At 73.4% G+C, this 18,078-nt stretch carries 2 protein-coding genes (1 of these 2 cut by a window edge); both read left to right on the top strand.

Annotated features, from left to right (window positions below):
* Complete coding sequence (locus tag AB0E05_RS32300; RefSeq protein WP_361970408.1) at positions 1-14,109, top strand: amino acid adenylation domain-containing protein; 14,109 nt, start codon at positions 1-3, stop codon at positions 14,107-14,109.
* Positions 14,109-18,078 carry the 5' end (the start) of an amino acid adenylation domain-containing protein gene (locus AB0E05_RS32305; RefSeq protein ID WP_361970410.1) on the top strand. It continues 13,874 nt past the right edge of the window, so 3,970 of the gene's 17,844 nt are visible here — the first part of the coding sequence; the start codon lies at positions 14,109-14,111; the stop codon falls past the right edge of the window. Before AB0E05_RS32300 ends, AB0E05_RS32305 begins: the two co-directional genes overlap by 1 nt.

Here is an 18,078-nt window from a genome sequence, read left to right on the forward strand (position 1 = left end):
ATGCCCCTGACACCGACCCAGCACGCCATCTGGGTGGCCTGCCGGGCGGACCCCCACACCCCGGTCTACCGGGTGGCCGAATGTGCGGAGATCAAGGGCGCGCTCGACCGCGCCCCCTTCGAGGAGGCCCTGCGCCAGGTCGTGACGGACGTGGACTCCCTACGGGCCACGTTCAGCGAGACCGCCGACGGACCCCGCCAGGTCATCGGCGACGCAACCCCCTGGGAGCCCACTTGGGTCGACCTGAGGTCCCTTCCGGACCCGCGGGCCGCCGCCGAAGCCCGTATCCGCGAAGACCTCGCCCGGCCGATCGACCTGGCCGTCGACCGACTGTTCTCCTACGCCATCTTCCAGGTGGCCGACGACACCCACCTCTGGTACCAGGGCTACCACCACATCGTCATCGACGGCGTCAGCTTCGCCCTGCTCAACGAGCGCTTCGCCGAGGTCTACAACGCGCTCGTCGCCGGTACGGCCGTGCCGCCCTGTCGGATCACATCGGTGCGCTCCCTCGTCGACGACTGCGAGCACTACGCCCGCTCGCCCGAGTTCCTGCAGGACCGGGCGTACTGGTGGGACCGCTTCGCCGACCTGCCCGAGCCCGGACGGCTGGCCGGCGAGCCCCCGGTGGGCTGGCCCGTGCCCGTACGGCGGCGCGCCGCCCTGCCGCAACACGCCCTCAGCGCGCTCGACCGGGCGCGCCGGCACCACGGAGCCCGAACGTCGCGCATCCTGTTCGCCGCTGCCGCGGTGCTGGTCCACCGGCATTCCGGGGCCGACGACATCGTGCTCGGCCTGCCCGTCACCGCCCGGACGACGAAGCCGGCGAAGGAAGCGGCGGGCCCCGTGGTCAACGTGCTGCCGCTCCGGCTGTCGATCCGTCCCGGGACCCCCGTCAGGGACCTGTTGGGCCACATCGACGACGAGATCACGGCGGCACTGGCCCACCAGCGCTATCCCGGCGATCGGCTCCGCCGCGAGCTGGCCGAACGAGGCATGACCCGGTCCGTCCTCGGCCCCGCGGTGAACGTCATCCCGTTCCACTACGGCGCGCGCCTCGGCGCAGCGCACCTGGTGACCTCCCGGAACATGTCGGCACGTCACATCAACGACGTCAACTTCAGCGCGTACCGGCGCTCCGACGGCGGGCTCGACGTCGACCTCGACGCCGACCTGCGCCTGTACACCGAAGACGAGCTCACCGGTCACCACCAGGCGTTCGTCCACCTCGTCGGGGAAGTCGCCGCAGGGCTCGACCGGCCCGGAGCCACCGTCGCCGACTTGTCCACGGTGGCTCCGGAGCACCGACGGACCCTCAAGGAGTGGGGCAGCCCGACGCAGCCGCCCGCACCCGCGCGCACCTTCCCCGACCTCTTCGCGGACGCCGTGGCACGCCATGGCGACCGACCGGCGGTGGAGCTGGCCGGCACGTCATCCGTCAGTTACGCGGAACTCGACGCCCGGGTCGACGCCCTGGCCGCCCTGCTGGTGGCCCGTGGCGTGCGGCCCGAGGCCGTCGTCGCCGTCGCCCTGCCCCGCAGCGTCGACCTCGTGGCGGCCGTGCTCGCCGTGATGCGGGCCGGCGGCGCCTACCTCCCCGTCGATCCGACGTACCCCGCGGACCGGATCGCCCACCTGCTCTCCGACGCCCGGCCGAACTGCCTGATCACGGCGGGTTCACTGGCCGCGACGGCGCACCTGGCCGACGAGGCCGGGGTGCCCACCGTGCTCCTGGACGTGTCCGACGTGCGCCGCCGGCTCGCCGTGGCGCCCGACCGCACGACCCGCGGGCGCGCGCTGCCGACCCCGCTCGACGTGCGCAATGCGGCCTACGTGCTCTACACCTCCGGCTCCACCGGACGCCCCAAGGGCGTCACCGTCACCCACGAGGGCGTCGAGGCCCTGGCGCGGGCCGCACACCGGCTCTGCGCCGCCGAGCCGGGGACGCGCGTACTCCAGTTCGCCTCGATCAGCTTCGACGTCGCCTTCGTGGAGTTGGTCCTGGCCCTGCTCAGCGGCGGGACACTCGTCCTGGCACCCGACACCCACCACCTCTCCACGGCGGAGTTCGCGGGCTTCGTCACCGAACACGGGATCACCCACGCCATCCTGCCGCCTGCGCTGCTCGCCGCCCTGCCCGACGGCGCGGTGCCCGAGGACACCACCGTCATTCTCGCCGGTGAGGCCAGCTCGCCCGAACTCGTCGCCCGATGGGCACCGGGCCGCGCCCTGTTCAACGGCTACGGCCCCACCGAGACGACCGCCTGCTGCACCGCCAGCGCGCAGCTGACCGCCGGCATCGACGGGACCGTGCCGATCGGCACGCCCTTCGCGTCCGCCGGCGTCCTCGTCCTGGACCACGCCCTGCGACCGGTGCAGCCCGGAGTTCCCGGAGAACTGTACGTGACGGGACCGGGGCTGGCCCGCGGCTACCTCGCCCGGGCCGGGCTCACCGCCGAACGGTTCGTGGCGAGTCCGTTCTCGTCGTCCGGTGCACGCATGTACCGCACGGGCGACCGCGTCCGATGGCGCCACGACGGCCAGTTGGAATTCATCGGACGCCTGGACCAGCAGGTCAAGATCCGCGGCTTCCGGGTGGAGCTGGGGGAGGTCGAGTCCGCGCTGTCGTCCTTCGAGGGTGTCCGACAGGCCGTTGCCCAACTGCGCACCGACGGCACGCCGGAGCCACGACTGGTGGCCTACCTCGTGCCCGATGCCCCCGGTGCCCTCGACGTCGACGCGGTCCGCGCCCACCTCACGAGGGTGCTGCCAGCGCCCATGCGCCCCCATGCGGTCGTCGTCCTCGACGCACTGCCGGTCACCGTGCAGGGCAAGGTGGATCGGGCGGCACTGCCGGCACCCGACGCGCCGGCCGCCGGCCAGCGGCCTCTCACCGGTCCCCGCACGGTCCGCGAGGAAGAGCTGTGCACCCTCTTCGCGGAGGTCCTGGACGTCGACGTCGACGCGGTCGGGATCGACCGGAGCTTCTTCGAGCTGGGCGGGCACTCCCTGTCGGCCGGCCGCCTGGTCCTACGGATCCGCGCCGAACTCGGCTTCCGCTGCGGCATGGACACCGTCTTCCTCGCCCCCACCGTCCGTGAACTGGCCGAGCGCCTCGGGGAGAACGGACCCGACAGCGCCGTGGACGCCCTCGTCCGCAAGGGCCCCGTGCCCCTGCCCCGCGACGCCGAGCCGGAGCTGTCACCCGCCCAGCGCAGGCTCTGGTTCCTGCACCGGCTGGAGGGGCCGAACCCGGCGTACAACATCCCGCTCGTCCTCACCCTGGACGGGGAACTCGACCCGGGTGCACTCACCGCGGCACTCGGCGACGTCGCCGATCGCCACGAGACCCTGCGCACCCTGTACGAGGACCGTGCCGGCGTACCCGTACAGCGGATCCTGACTCCCGGGCCCGCCGCGCGCCCCGAGCTCACCGTCGTCGCCGTCGACGAGGAGCGGCTGGGCGACGAGGTGGCCGCAGCCGCTGCCCACTGCATCGATCTGTCCACCGAACCACCCCTACGCACCGTGCTGTTCGCCGTCGCCCCGAGGCGGCACGTGCTGCTGCTCCTGCTGCATCACATAGCAGCGGACGCCGAGTCGTTGCATCCGCTGATGCGCGACCTCGTCGCCGCCTACGAACGGCGGCGCGCCGGAGACGCTTCCCCTCTCGCCCCGCTGCCCGTGCAGTACGCCGATCACACGGCCTGGCAGCGTCAGCTGCTCGGGGACGAGGCCGATCCGAACAGCCTCGTCGCCCGACAGACCGGCTTCTGGACCGAGGAGCTGGCCGGTCTCCCGGACCACCTGGACCTGCCCTTCGACCACCCGCATCCGGTCGGCGCCGGCACCGCACCCGCTGCCGTCACCGCGACGGACCTCGATCCGGCACTCCACGCCCGGCTCGCCCGGCTCGCGCGGTCCGCCGACGGCAGCACCTTCATGGTGCTCCAGGCCGCCCTCGCCGCCCTGCTGACCCGACTGGGGGCCGGTGAGGACATTGTCATCGGCGCACCCGTCGCGGGCCGCGGCCACGAAACGCTCCAGGACCTGGTCGGTCTGTTCGTCAACACGGTGGTGCTGCGCACCGACACCTCCGGCAACCCCGCGTTCAGCGTCCTCCTCCACCGGGTCCGCGAGGCCAACACCGCTGCCTACGCCCATCAGGACCTGCCGTTCGAGCAGTTGGTGGAAGCGCTGGCGCCCGCCCGCTCTACGTCCCGCCACCCCCTGTTCCAGGTCATGCTCGCCATGGACAGCTCCCGACGTGTGCCGCCGTCCGCGGCCGGTCTGGAGCTGGACCTGACGGCCGTGCACACCGGCGCCGCCAAGTTCGACCTGTCGTTCAACGCCCGGGAAACCGTCACCGACGACGGCGCCGCCGACGGGATCGCCCTCAGCCTGGAGTACCGCTGCGATGTGTTCGCGGCGGACACCGCGAAGGCCCTGCTCCAGCGCTACGTCCAGCTGCTGGAGGCGGTGGCCGCCGACCCCGGCACCCGCATCGGGGACGTCCGCATCCTCACCGAGGACGAGCACCGGCAGATCCTGCACGATTGGAACCGGACCGCCGTACCACAGCCCTGGGACGACGCGGTGGCCCGTGTCCGGTCCGTGGCCGGCGAACGACCGGACGCGGTGGCCGTCACCGACCACGACGGCGACCTCACCTACCGAGACCTGCTCGCGCACGTCGACCACCTGTCCGGGCGGCTGCGTGCCCTCGGCGCGCACGAAGAGTCCGTGGTCGGCGTACTGGCCGACCGGGGCCGCTGGGCGGTGACCGCGTTCCTGGGCGTTCTCGCGGCCGGCGCCGCCTACCTGCCGCTGGAGACGGGCGCCCCCGTCGGCCGGTCGGCCGCCCTGGCGGGCGAGGCGGGTGCCCGCTGGCTGCTGGCCGACCCGGGGTACGGGGACCTGGCGGCGGCCGTCGCCAGTGACGCGCCCGACCCGGTCGCCGTGGTGGAACTCGCCGCGCCGGCCGGGGCCGTGCCCGGCGCACAGCACCGTGAGTCCGTCGCGTCCCCGGCGGCCGACCAACTGGCGTACGTCATCTTCACCTCGGGCTCGACCGGCCGCCCCAAGGGCGCGATGGTCCACCACCGAGGAATGAACAACCACCTGTTGGCCAAGGTGGCGGACCTGCGGCTCGACGCCGAGGACACCGTCGTCCTCAACGCACCCCTCACGTTCGACATCTCGCTGTGGCAGATGATCACCGCCCTCCTCGTCGGAGGCCGCACCCTCGCCGTCGACCAGGCGCTGGCGGCGGACGCGCCCGGACTGTTCCAACTGGCGCGACAGGAGGACGTCACCGTTTTGGAAGTGGTGCCCTCGCTGCTGCGGGCCGCGCTGGAGACGTGGGAAGACGGAACCCCGGCGCCGTCGCTGCCGCACCTGCGGTGGCTGGTCGTCACCGGCGAGGAACTACCAGGTGACCTGTGCCGACGCTGGCTCGCCCGCTTCCCGAAGATTCCGGTCGTCAACGCCTACGGCCCCACCGAGTGCTCCGACGACGTCACCCACGCCGTCATCGACCGGCCGCCGCAGCGCACCACCGCCCCCATCGGCCGGGCCGTCCGCAACACCCGGCTGTATGTGCTCGGCGACGAACTCCAGCCCGTACCGGTGGGAGTGGTCGCAGACCTGTACGTGGCCGGCACCGGTGTCGGCCGCGGCTACCTGGACGATCCCGCCAAGACGGCTGGCACCTTCGTGGCCGACCCCTGGGCGGCCGACGGCACGCGCATGTACCGCACGGGCGACCGCGTGCGCTATCTGCCCGGCGGCCACCTGGAGTTCCTCGGCCGTCGCGACACCCAGGTCAAGATCCGGGGGCGCCGCATCGAACTGGGAGAGGTGGAGGCGTCGTTGCGCGCCCAACAGGGGGTGACGGACGCCGTGGCGTCCGTGGTCGCCGGCCCCGAGGGACATCCGCGCCTTGTCGGCTACGTCGTGGGTGGCAGCGGCGCACGCGTCGTGCGGGACGCGCTCGCCGCGGAACTCCCCGACCACCTGGTGCCGTCCGTGGTGATCGAACTCGACGCCATCCCGCTCACCCCCCACGGCAAGACCGACCGCAAGGCGCTGCCCGTTCCGGAACTCGCCGCAGTGGCGAGCCGCGCGCCGGGCACCGCGGACGAGGAGGCCCTGTGCGCACTCTTCGCGGACGTCCTGGGGGTGGAACGGGTCTCGGTCGACGACAACTTCTTCGACCTGGGGGGCCACTCGCTGCTGGCCACCCGGCTGGCGTCCCGCATCCGCAGCCGGCTCGGCGTCGAGGTGGCCCTCGCGGCCTTCTTCGAGTCACCGACCGTCTCCGGTCTCGCCCGACGGCTCCGGACCGCCGCACCGGCACACAGCGCTCCGCAGCGCCATGAGCGCCCCGCCGTGCTGCCGCTGTCCCCGGGGCAGCGCCGGCTGTGGTTCCTGCACCAACTGCGACCGGACTCCGCCGAGTACCACGTGCCCGTCGTGCTCGACGTCCAGGGCGCCCTCGACGTCCCGGCCCTCACCGCTGCCCTGACGGACGTCGTCCAGCGGCACGACGTCCTGCGCACGATCTATCCGCTCGCCGGATCCGAGCCCCACCAGCAGATCCAGGACGAGGCTCCGCCGTGGCTGGAGGTGCGGGCGGCCACCGTCGACGAGCACGCCGCAGCGGTGCGGACGTGCGTCGAGACCCCGTTCGACCTGGCGGTCGAACCGCCCCGGCGCGCGCTGCTTCTGACGGGGCACGACGACACCAGCACCCTCGTCCTCGTCCTGCACCACATCGCCCTCGACGGCTGGTCCCTCGACGTCCTCCTGCGGGACCTGAACGCGGCGTACCGATCGCGCCTCGCCGGGCGGCCCCCGGGCTGGTCACCGCTGCCGACCCAGTACGCGGACTGGGCGCTGACGCAACGTCGCAGGCTGGCGGACGCCCCGGGCCGGGAGTCCGGCCTCGTCGACCAACTGGCCTTCTGGCGCCGGACCCTGGCGGACCTGCCCGACGAGGTGACCCTGCACACCGATCGGCCGCGGCCCGCCGCACCCGACCTCACCGGTGACGTCGTCCCCTTCGACCTGTCGGCCGAACAGTGGGACGGGGTGCGCGGGCTCGCTCGGGCCAACGGGGCGAGCGTCTTCATGGTGCTGCACGCCGCCGTGGCCGCGCTGCTGTCACGGCTCGGCGCCGGGGTCGACGTGCCGGTCGGCACCGTCGTCGCCGGGCGCGGGGACGACGGGCTCGACGACGTGATCGGGTTCTTCGTCAACACCCTGACCCTGCGACTGTCCACCGCGGGCGACCCGACCTTCGTCGAGTTGGTCGCACGCGCCCGGGAGGCGGACCTCGCCGCCTTCGCGCACCAGGACGTGCCGTTCGAGCAGGTCGTGGAGGAGGTCAACCCGGCGAGGTCCGTGGCGCACCACCCGCTGTTCCAGGTGATGCTCACCCTGCAGAACGCCCCGGCGACCCGGCCGGCACTGGATGAGCTGACCGTCGAACGGCGCGACGCGGGGATCGGGCGCGCGAAGTTCGACTTGTCCTTCCTGCTGCGCGCCACGGACGACGCCCTGACCGGAGGCGTCGAGTACGCGACCGAGATGTACGACCGGTCCACCGCGGAGCGCGTGGTGACGATGCTGCGCCAGGTCCTGACGGCGGCGGTCGCCGACCCCGCCGTACGGCTCGGTGACATCGACCTGCTGGAACCCCCCGCACGCGCCCGCATCGTCCGCCACCAGGACGGGCCCCGCAACCGCCCGGCGTACGACACCGTCGTGAAGGCGTTCAAGGCCCAGGCGCAGCGGACGCCCGACGCGGTCGCCGTCAGCGCGGACGACGACGAGCTGACCTACCGGGCCCTGGACGAGCGGACGGACCGTCTGGCACGGGCGCTCGTGGACCGGGGCGCAGGCCCCGAACGGTATGTGGCGATCCTGCTGCCGCGCGGCGCGACGCAGATCGTGGCGGTACTGGCAATCCTGAAGTCCGGCGCCGGCTACCTGCCGCTCGACGTGGACCACCCCGCGGCACGGACCGCAGCCGTCGTCGACGGCGCCGCGTCGGCGTTGGCGGTGACCACCACCGAACTGGCGCACCGGCTGCCGATCGAGTCGCTGCTGCTGGACCGGGACCTGCCGGAGCCGACGCCGGCGCCGCTCGCACCGCCCGACCCCCGCCAGCCGGCGTACGTGATCCACACCTCCGGATCCACGGGCACACCCAAGGGGGTCGTGGTCGAGCACCGTGCCCTCGCGCACTACGTGGCGTGGGCGGTGGCGTCATACCCCGGTGCGGGCGGTCGCACGCTGCTGCACTCGCCGATCACTTTCGACATGCCCGTGACCACGGTCTTCGCACCGCTCGTCAGCGGCGGCCGGATCGACGTCGGACCGTTGGAAGGCGCGCACGCGCCCGACGGCGGGTACAGCCTGCTGAAGGTCACCCCGACGCATCTGGCGCTGCTGGACGGCACGGGCCCCGCGCTCGCCGACCCCTGCGATCTGGTGGTCGGTGGTGAGCGGCTGTCGACGGACCTGGTCGAGAAGTGGCTGGCGCGCACGCCGGGCACGACCGTCCACAACGAGTACGGTCCCACCGAGACGACCGTCGGGTGCGTGCTGCACTCGATCGCCGCGGCGGCCGAACCCCCCGCGCCCGACGTCCCGATCGGACGGCCCGGCTCGAACACCTCCGTACGAGTGCTGGACGCCTGGCTCAATCCGACGCCCGTCGGCGTCACGGGGGAGCTGTACGTCTGCGGGGCACAACTCGCGCGCGGCTACCTCGGCGCCCCGGGCGCGACCGCACAGGGATTCGTGGCCGACCCCCTCGGCCCTCCGGGCAGCCGCATGTACCGCACCGGGGACCTCGTGCGGTGGACGGCCGACGGTCTGCTCACCTTCCACGGCCGGGCCGACGACCAGCTGAAGATTCGTGGCTTCCGCGTAGAACCCGCAGAGGTGGAGACGGTCGTCAGCCGTCATCCCGCGGTGTCCAGGGCCGTCGTGGTCGCGCGCGAGCAGGACCTGGTGGCCTACGTGACCCTGACGCAGACACAGACCGGGGGCGAGCCGGGCACCGGCCAGGACGATCCCCCCACGACACCCGAAGAACTGCGCATCTGGACCAGCCGGCTGCTGCCCGCACACCTCGTACCGGCCGTCTTCGTCGTCCTCGCAGAGCTGCCGCTCACCAGCAGCGGCAAGGCGGATCGCCGGGCCCTGCCGCAGGCCACCGCCCACGGCAGCGGAACCGCACTCGCCGAAGGCGCCGAGCAGGTGCTGGCCGCCCTGTTCACCGACGTGCTCGGCGCCGAGAGGATCGGCCCCGACGACGACTTCTTCGCCCTCGGCGGACACTCCCTGTCACTGATGCGGCTGGTCAACCGGATCCGCTCGGTCTTCGACCGGGACCTGCCCGCACGTACCGTCTTCGAACACCCGACGGTACGCGCGCTCGCCGGAGACCTCGCCGGTGCCCGCCGACGGCGGACCCCCCTGCGCCGCGGGCACCGACCGTCGCGCATCCCCCTGTCCCCGGCTCAGCGCCGGCTGTGGTTCCTCAACCGGCTGGACCCCGACTCCTCGACCTACAACGTCCCCCTCGTCCTCGACGTGACCGGCCCCCTGTCCCGGTCCGCCCTGGACGCGGCCCTGATCGACCTCGTCCAACGGCACGAACCGCTGCGGACCGTGCTTCCGGGCGACGACGGGGAACCGCGCCAGGAGATCCTCGCCGGGCCCGCCTCCCGACCCGGGAGCGTGGTCCGTGACGTCGCCGAGCGGGAGCTGACCCACCACACCGAGGCGGCGCAGCGGTACGCCTTCGACCTGACCCGCGAACCTCCGATGCGGACATGGCTGCTGCGCACCGCGCCCGAGCGCCATCGCCTCGTGCTGCTCTTCCACCACGTCGCCGTGGACGGTCTGTCCTTCGGCCCGCTGCTGCGCGACCTCGACACCGCCTACCGCGCCCGCCTTGCCGGGCACGCGCCGCCGTGGCAGCCGCTCGCCGTCAACTACGCGGACTACGCGCTGTGGCAGCAGGCGCTCGGGGGTGGGGGCGACGCGGACGACGCGCCCGACGAGGGCATTGCCTTCTGGGCGTCCGCACTCGCCGACCTGCCGGGCGAGCTGCCACTGCCCGCGGACCGGCCCCGTCCGGCCGTACCGAGTCATGCCGCGGACGTGGTGGCCTTCGCCATTGCCCCCGGGCCGTGGAACGGGATCAGGGCCCTGGCGCGCCGCTGCGGCGCAACGCCGTTCATGGTGCTGCACGCGGCGGTCACCGCCCTGCTGAGCCGGCTGGGCGCCGGACACGACGTTCCGGTGGGCACACCCGTCGCCGGCCGCGGCGACGAGGTGCTGGACGACGTCGTGGGCTTCTTCGTCAACACCGTGGTGCTGCGCCTGTCCACCGCGGGCGACCCGACCTTCGTCGAGTTGGTCGCACGCGCCCGGGAGGCGGACCTCGCCGCCTTCGCGCACCAGGACGTGCCGTTCGAGCAGGTCGTGGAGGAGGTCAACCCGGCGAGGTCATTGAGCCACCATCCGTTGTTCCAGGTGATGGTCACCCTGCAGAACGCCCCCGCACCCCTGCCCGGCCTCGGGGAGCTCACCGTCACCCGTACCCTTCCCGACGCCAGCGCCGCCAAGGCGGACCTGTCGTTCGCCTTCGTCGACGACGGCGCTGAGGGGTGCCGGGCCGCCGTGCAGTACGCCACGGATCTGTTCGACCGTCCCACCGTCGAGCGGCTCGCAGCGATGGTGGACCGGCTGTTGCGGGCGGTGGTGGCCGACCCCGATCACCGGATCGTGGACGTCGACTTGCTCGGCCCGGACGCCCGCGCACTGGTCACCCGCCATGGCACCGGGGCCCGACGCGACAACCCGGACCTCGCGATCACCGACGCCTTCGCCGCACAACGCGCCCGTACCCCCGAAGCCGTCGCCGTCGTCGACGGCGAACTCACCCTCACCTACCGCGAACTCGACGAGCAGGCCGAGGCGCTCGCCGACCGGCTCGTGGAAGACGGGGTCACCTCCGAGGCGCGGGTGGCGCTGCTCCAGGAGCGCTCGCGGGACCTCGTCGTCTCCGCCCTTGCCGTCCTCAAGGCCGGTGGCGCGTACGTCCCCTTCGACCCGGACGACGCCCCGGCCCGGGTGGGCGCCCTGGCCGAGCAGGTCGGCGCGGTGCTGCTGCTGACCCACGCCAGGCTGCGCGACCACGACGCGGTCGAGAGCTCCCGGGTCCCGGTCGTGTTCGCCGACGACCACGCGCCGGCGAGCGCACCGCGAAGGCGCCGTCCCCGGCACGCAGCTCAACTCGCCTACGTGATGCACACCTCCGGATCGACGGGCACCCCCAAGGGGGTCGGGATCAGCGACGCCTCGGTGGTGAACCTGGCGGCCGACCGGTGGTGGTCCACCGGCGCCCCCGCACGCACCCTGATGCACACCTCCATCGCCTTCGACCCCGCCACCTTCGAACTGTGGGTGCCCGTCCTCACCGGCGGCAGCACCGTCGTCGCGCCCTGGCGACGCCATCCCGAGCCGCACCTGTTCGCCGGCGCGGTGGCGGCACACGGCATCACCGGGGTGGCGCTGACGGCCGCCGTGTTCCAGGCGCTGGCCGCCGCGGACCCCGGCTGCTTCGACGGCGTGCACGAGGTGTGGACCGGTGGCGAGCGGATGTCACCGCAGGCCACCGAGCGCGTACGGCAAGCCGCGCCGGGCGTGCTGCTCACCAACAGCTACGGTCCGACGGAGACGACCTTCGCGGCGGTGCAGCACACCGTACGCGCCGACGACCCGGCCGCCTCGCTCCCCATCGGACGCCCTCTGGACAACGTCCGCTGCCACGTCCTCGACGACCGGCTGCGACCCGTCCCCCTCGGCGTACCGGGCGAGTTGTACCTCGCCGGCCCCGGGCTGGCCCGCGGCTACCTCGGCAGGTCCGGACAGACGGTGGAGCGGTTCGTCGCCGACCCCTTCGGCACGGCGGGGGAGCGGCTCTACCGCACGGGCGACCTCGTGCGCCATCGGACGGACGGTGCACTGGAGTTCCTGGGCCGTGTCGACGACCAGGTGAAGGTTCGGGGGCACCGGGTGGAGCCCGGCGAGATCGAGGCGACGCTCACCGACTGCCCTGGTGTGGCGCGTGCCGTGGTCGTCCTGAGCGAGGACCGGCCGGGCGTGCCGGCCCTCGTCGGCTACGTCGTTCCGGCGTCCGGCGGGCCGGCGCCGACGGACGACGCACTCCGCGCCCACCTCACGCAGCGGGTGCCGGCGCACATGCTGCCGAGCGCGTTCGTCCTTCTCCACGAACTGCCGCTCACTCGCAACGGCAAGGTCGACCGGGCGGCCCTGCCCGCGCCCGCGACGTTGCGGACGACGGCCGCCCGCGCGCCCCGAGACCGCACCGAGGCCCTGCTGTGCACGACCGTCGCCGACCTGCTGCGGCTCGACTCCGTCGGGATCGACGACAACTTCTTCGACCTCGGCGGCGACAGCATCGTCTTCATCCAACTCGTCAGCCGCATGCGGGACGCCGGCCTGCTGCTGAGCGTCCGTGACGTGTTCACCCACCAGACGGTCGCCGACCTCGCCCGGGTGGCACGACCAGCCACCGACGGCGCCCACCGCGCACATGGGGTCCCCGACGGCGCGACCGGACTCGTGCCGGCCACGCCGATCGTGCGCTGGCTGCGCGAACTCGGCGGTCCCGTCGAGGCGTTCAACCAGTCAGCCACGGTGCGCGTACCCGCAGCGACCGACCACGACGCCCTGGTCGCCGCTCTGCAAGCACTGCTCGACACCCACGACATGCTCCGGGCGGCCCTGCGCCCCGACTGGTCCCTGGAGGTGCGCGAGCAGGGCGCCGTCGACGCCGCCACCGTGTTGCGCCGGATCGACGCCACCGCCACGGACGCGGCGCCCCCGGCCGAGGAAGGCACCGCCGCTGCAGCCCGACTGGACCCGTGGAAGGGCGCCATGCTGCAGGCCGTGTGGTTCGACGCCGGCGCACACCGTCCGGGGCGGCTCCTGATCGTCGTGCACCACCTCGCCGTCGACGGCGTCTCGTGGCGCATCCTGCTGCCGGACCTCGCCGCGGCCTACCGGTCCGCGGCGGCGGGCCGCGCCGTGGAGCTCGCGCCCGTCCCGGTCCCCTACCGGGCCTGGGCGAAACGGCTGTCCGGCGCAGCGGCCGATCCGCGCCGGCGCGAGGAACTGGCTTGGTGGCGCCGTACCCTGGCCGCCGAACCCACGGTGTTCGGCGCGGCGGAACCCCGTCCCGAACGGGACACCTTCGCCGACCTCGACCACCTGCACACCCGCGTACCCGCCGAGCTGACCCGGGCAGCCCTCGGCGAGGCCGGCCAAGCACTGCAGCTGCGCGTCGACGAGGTCCTGCTGTCCGCACTGGCCCTCGCCACCGGCGAGTGGCGCCGCCGACGGCGCATCCCCGGCCACGGCGTGCTCGTCGACGTCGAAGCCCACGGCCGGGACCTGACGTGGGACGACGCCGTCGACCTGTCCCGTACGGTCGGCTGGTTCACCCGCATGCACCCCGTACGCCTGGACCCCGGCACGGTGTCGCCGGACGCCCTGCGCGGGGGCGAAGCGGTCGAGCGCGTCGCCCGACGCGTGCGGGAACAGCTCCGCGGATGCCCCGAAGGCGGAACCGGCTACGGGCTGCTGCGGTACCTGGCACCCGAGGGCGCCGGTGAACCGCTCACCGGCCAGCGCGCCGAGATCGGCTTCAACTACCTGGGCCGCGTCGAGATCTCCGACGGGACCGACTGGATGCCCGTCGCCGAACCCGTGCCCGTACCGCCCGCCGATCCGCTCATGCCCGTGCCCCACCTCCTGGAGCTGGCCGTGGTCTGCCGCGACCTGCCCCACGGCCCCGAGTTCTCGGTCACCTGGAGCTGGGCGCGCGCCCTCGTCGACGAACGCGAGGTCGCCGACTTCGCGGCCCTGTGGCAGCAGGCGCTGGCCGCGCTGTGCACCCGGGCCCGCTCGGGCGCCCGCGCCGTCCGTACCCCTTCCGATGTGCCCCTGGTCTCGCTCAACCAGGACGAACTGGACCAGCTCGAAGAGGAGTGGAGCCTGTGATGGACCGTTCCGCAGTCGCCGACGTACTGCCGCTGTCCCCCCTCCAGGAGGGCCTGCTCTTCCACGCCCAACTGGGGGTCGGGCAGCCGGACCCCTACGTGGTCCAGCTCGTCCTGGCGCTCGACGGACCGCTCCGCGCCGACGGCCTGCGCCGGGCGGCGGAGCGGATCCTGACGCGACACCAGAACCTGCGAGCCGGCTTCCACAGCCAGCGCGAGGGCACCCCCATCCAAGTCGTCCCGCGCCGCGTGGACGTGGCCTGGGAGGAGCGGGACCTCGGCGGCCTGCCGAGCGGGCAGCGGGAAGCCGAACTGGCCCGTCTGCTGCAAGCGGACCGCGAAGCCGGGTTCGACCTCGCCCGACCGCCGCTGATCAGGTTCGCCCTGGTCCGACTCGGACCCGAGGCCCACCGGCTGGTGGTGACCAACCACCACATCCTCCTCGACGGCTGGTCCGGCCCGCTGCTGCTGCGCGAGCTGTTCTCCGTGTACGCCGCGGACGGCGACGACGGCCACCTGCCCGCCGTCACGCCCTATCGGGAGTACCTGCGGTGGCTGTCCGAACGCGACCGCGAGGCGTCCCGACGGGTGTGGGCCGACGTGCTGGCCGGGCTGGACGGCGGCACCCTCGTCGGGGCACCGGGCGGGAGCCAGTCGCCCACCGGGGCGTCCCGTCACGCGTACGTCACCGTGAGGTTGAGTCCCAGTGCCACCGACGCGCTGCGGCGGACGGCCAGGGACCTGCGCATCACGGTCAGCACCGCCGTGCACGCCGCGTGGGCCCTGCTGCTGGCCCGGCTCACCGGCCGCACCGACGTGGTCTTCGGCTCCGTGGTCTCCGGCCGGCCGCCCGTGCTGCCCGGCATCGAGACCATGGTCGGCCTCCTGATCAACACCGTGCCCGTGCGCGTGCGGCTCGACGCGTCGGAGTCCCTCGGCGACCTCGCCACAAGGATCCAGGGCGACCAGTCGGCCCTCGCCGACCACCAGTACCTCAGCCTCGCCGACCTGAACCGGCTCACCGGCGTCGCGGAACTCTTCGACACCGCGGTGGTGTTCGAGAACTACCCCGTCGACCGGGATGACGCACACACCGCCGTCGACGGCCTCCGCGTCCGGGTCGAACACGCCGAAGACGCCATGCACTATCCGCTGAGCCTCGGCGCCGCCCTGCGCGACGACGCCCTGGAACTGCGCGTCATGCACCGCACCGACGCCGTCGACGCCCACCGCGCCCGTCGCGTCGGCGAAGCCCTCGTCACCCTGCTCGACGAACTGGCCACCACCCCACAGCGGCGCACCGCCCGCACCGCCAGCCCCTTCGACGAGGAGACGCAGCAGGACCTGGCCCATGCCCGCGGCCCCGACCAGGACCTTCCCGTAACCGACCTGCCCACCCTGGTCAGGGCACAGGCCGCGCGCACCCCCGATGCCGTCGCCGTCGTCGGCGAGGACGCCACCCTCACCTACGCCGAACTCGACGCCTGGGCCGACCGGCTCGCCCACCTCCTCGTCCAGCAGGGCGCCGGCCCGGACCGCACAGTGGCCCTCGCCCTGACCCGCAGCGTCGAACTGGTGGTGGCCTTGTGCGCCGTGCACCGGACGGGAGCCGCCTACCTGCCGATCGACCCGGGCTACCCGGCGGAGCGCACCGCCTTCCTGCGGCACGACGCCCGGCCCGCGGTCGTCCTCGACGACCCGGCCCAGGTGCACGGGGAGCCGAAGGAAGGTCCCGGGGCGCCGGGCGCGCCGGTCCGGCCCGCGAGCGCCGCGTACGTCATCTACACCTCCGGCTCCACCGGCCGCCCCAAGGGCGTGGTGGTCAGCCACGCGGCGATCGTGAACCGACTGCTGTGGATGCAGCACACCTACCCGCTGACAGCGGGCGACCGGGTGTTGCAGAAGACCCCGTCCAGCTTCGACGTGTCCGTGTGGGAGTTCTTCTGGCCGCTGATCACCGGTGCCACCTTGGTCCTGGCACGGCCCGAAGGCCACAAGGACCCGCGGTACTTGGCCGAGCTCATCCAACGCGAACGGATCACGACGGCCCACTTCGTGCCCGCGATGCTGCAGGTCTTCCTGGAGGAGCCGACGGCGGCCGGCTGTGACGCACTGCGGCTGGTGGTGTGCAGCGGCGAGGCCCTGCCGGCGGACCTCGCCGCGTCGTTCCGACGACGGCTCGACGCCGACCTGGTCAACTTCTACGGCCCCACCGAGGCGGCGGTGGACGTGACCGCCTGGGACGTCCGGGACGACGGCGCCGTGCCGATCGGCCGTCCCGGTTGGAACACCCAGACCCACGTCCTCGATCCCTACCTGAGGCCCGCACTGCCCGGCGTGGCGGGTGAGCTCTACCTGTCGGGCGCCCAGCTCGCCCGCGGCTACCTGGACCGGCCCGGGCTGACCGCGCAACGCTTCGTCGCCCACCCCTGGGCCTCGGGGGAGCGGATGTACCGCACCGGCGACCTGGTGTGCCGCAGGCCCGACGGAGCCCTGGAGTTCCTCGGCAGGACCGACGACCAGGTGAAGGTCAGGGGCTTCCGGGTCGAACTCGGTGAGATCGAGGCGGTGCTGACCCGCCACCCGGCCGTCCGCCGGGCCGTGGTCGTCGCCCACGGCCAGGAACTGGCCGCCTATCTGCTCGCCGCACCCGACGTCGACACCGCCGCCGTGCGGGAGCTGGCCGCCGCGACGCTGCCCGAGTACATGGTGCCCGCCTCCTTCACCACCCTGGCGGAGCTGCCCATCGGCCCGAGCGGCAAGGTCGACCGCCGCGCGCTTCCGGAGCCCCACCGCCCCGCCGGTACGGGACGCCGACCGCGCACCCCGCGTGAGGCCATCCTGTGCGACCTGTTCAGCGAGGTGCTGCACCGCCCGGAGACCGGAGTCGACGACGACTTCTTCGCCGTCGGCGGACACTCGCTGCTCGCCACCCGGCTCGTCAACCGGATCCGTGCCACGCTCGGTGTCGAGGTCGCCCTACGGCAGTTGTTCGCCACCCCGACCGTCGCCGGGCTGGCCGCCGCCCTCGACCCGGCGGCGGCCACCCGACCGCTGTTGCGCCCCGGACCGCGCCCCGAACGCGTCCCGCTGTCGTTCGCGCAGCGACGGCTGTGGTTCATCAACCAGCTGGAGGGGCAGGGCCCCACGTACAACATCCCCGTCGTCCTGGACCTCGAAGGCGATCTGGACACCGACGCACTGCGCGCCGCCCTGGACGACGTGATGCTGCGTCACGAGAGCCTGCGCACCGTCTTCCCCGAACACGACGGCACGCCGCACCAGGTCGTCCTGGCCCCCGGGACCGTCGAGGCCCACCTGACCGCGGCCACCGTGGACCCCGACGGGTTCGACGAAGCGGTGCGCACCGCCGTCGGACACGGCTTCGACCTCGCCGGTGAACCGCCACTGCGGGCCTGGGCGTTCACCTCCCGCAGCCGACCCGAGCAGCACGTCCTCGTCCTGCTCCTGCACCACATCGCCGGTGACGGCTCCTCCCTGAACCCGTTGCTGGGCGACCTCGCCATCGCCTACGCGGCCCGGCGCAGCGGCGCGGAGCCCACCTGGGCACCCCTGCCGGTGCAGTACGCCGACTACGCGCTGTGGCAGCACCGCATGCTGGGGGACGGCCAGGACGCCGAAAGCCTCCTCGGTCGCCAACTCGCCTACTGGACCACCGCCCTCGACGGCGTCCCGGCGGAGATCGACCTGCCCGTCGACCGACCGCGCCCCCCGGTCGCCAGCTACCGCGGCGCCACCGTCGACTTCGCCCTCGACGCCGACCTCCACGCACACCTCGCCGACCTGGCGCGCACCGGACGGGCCACGCTGTTCATGGTGCTCCAGGCCGCCTTCGCCGCCCTGCTGAGCCGACTGGGCGCGGGCGGTGACATCCCCTTGGGCACACCCGTCGCCGGCCGCACCGACACGGCGCTCGACCGGCTCGTCGGCTTCTTCGTCAACACCCTCG

The organism is Streptomyces sp. NPDC048057, assembly GCF_040653095.1.
GTDB lineage: Bacteria > Actinomycetota > Actinomycetes > Streptomycetales > Streptomycetaceae > Streptomyces.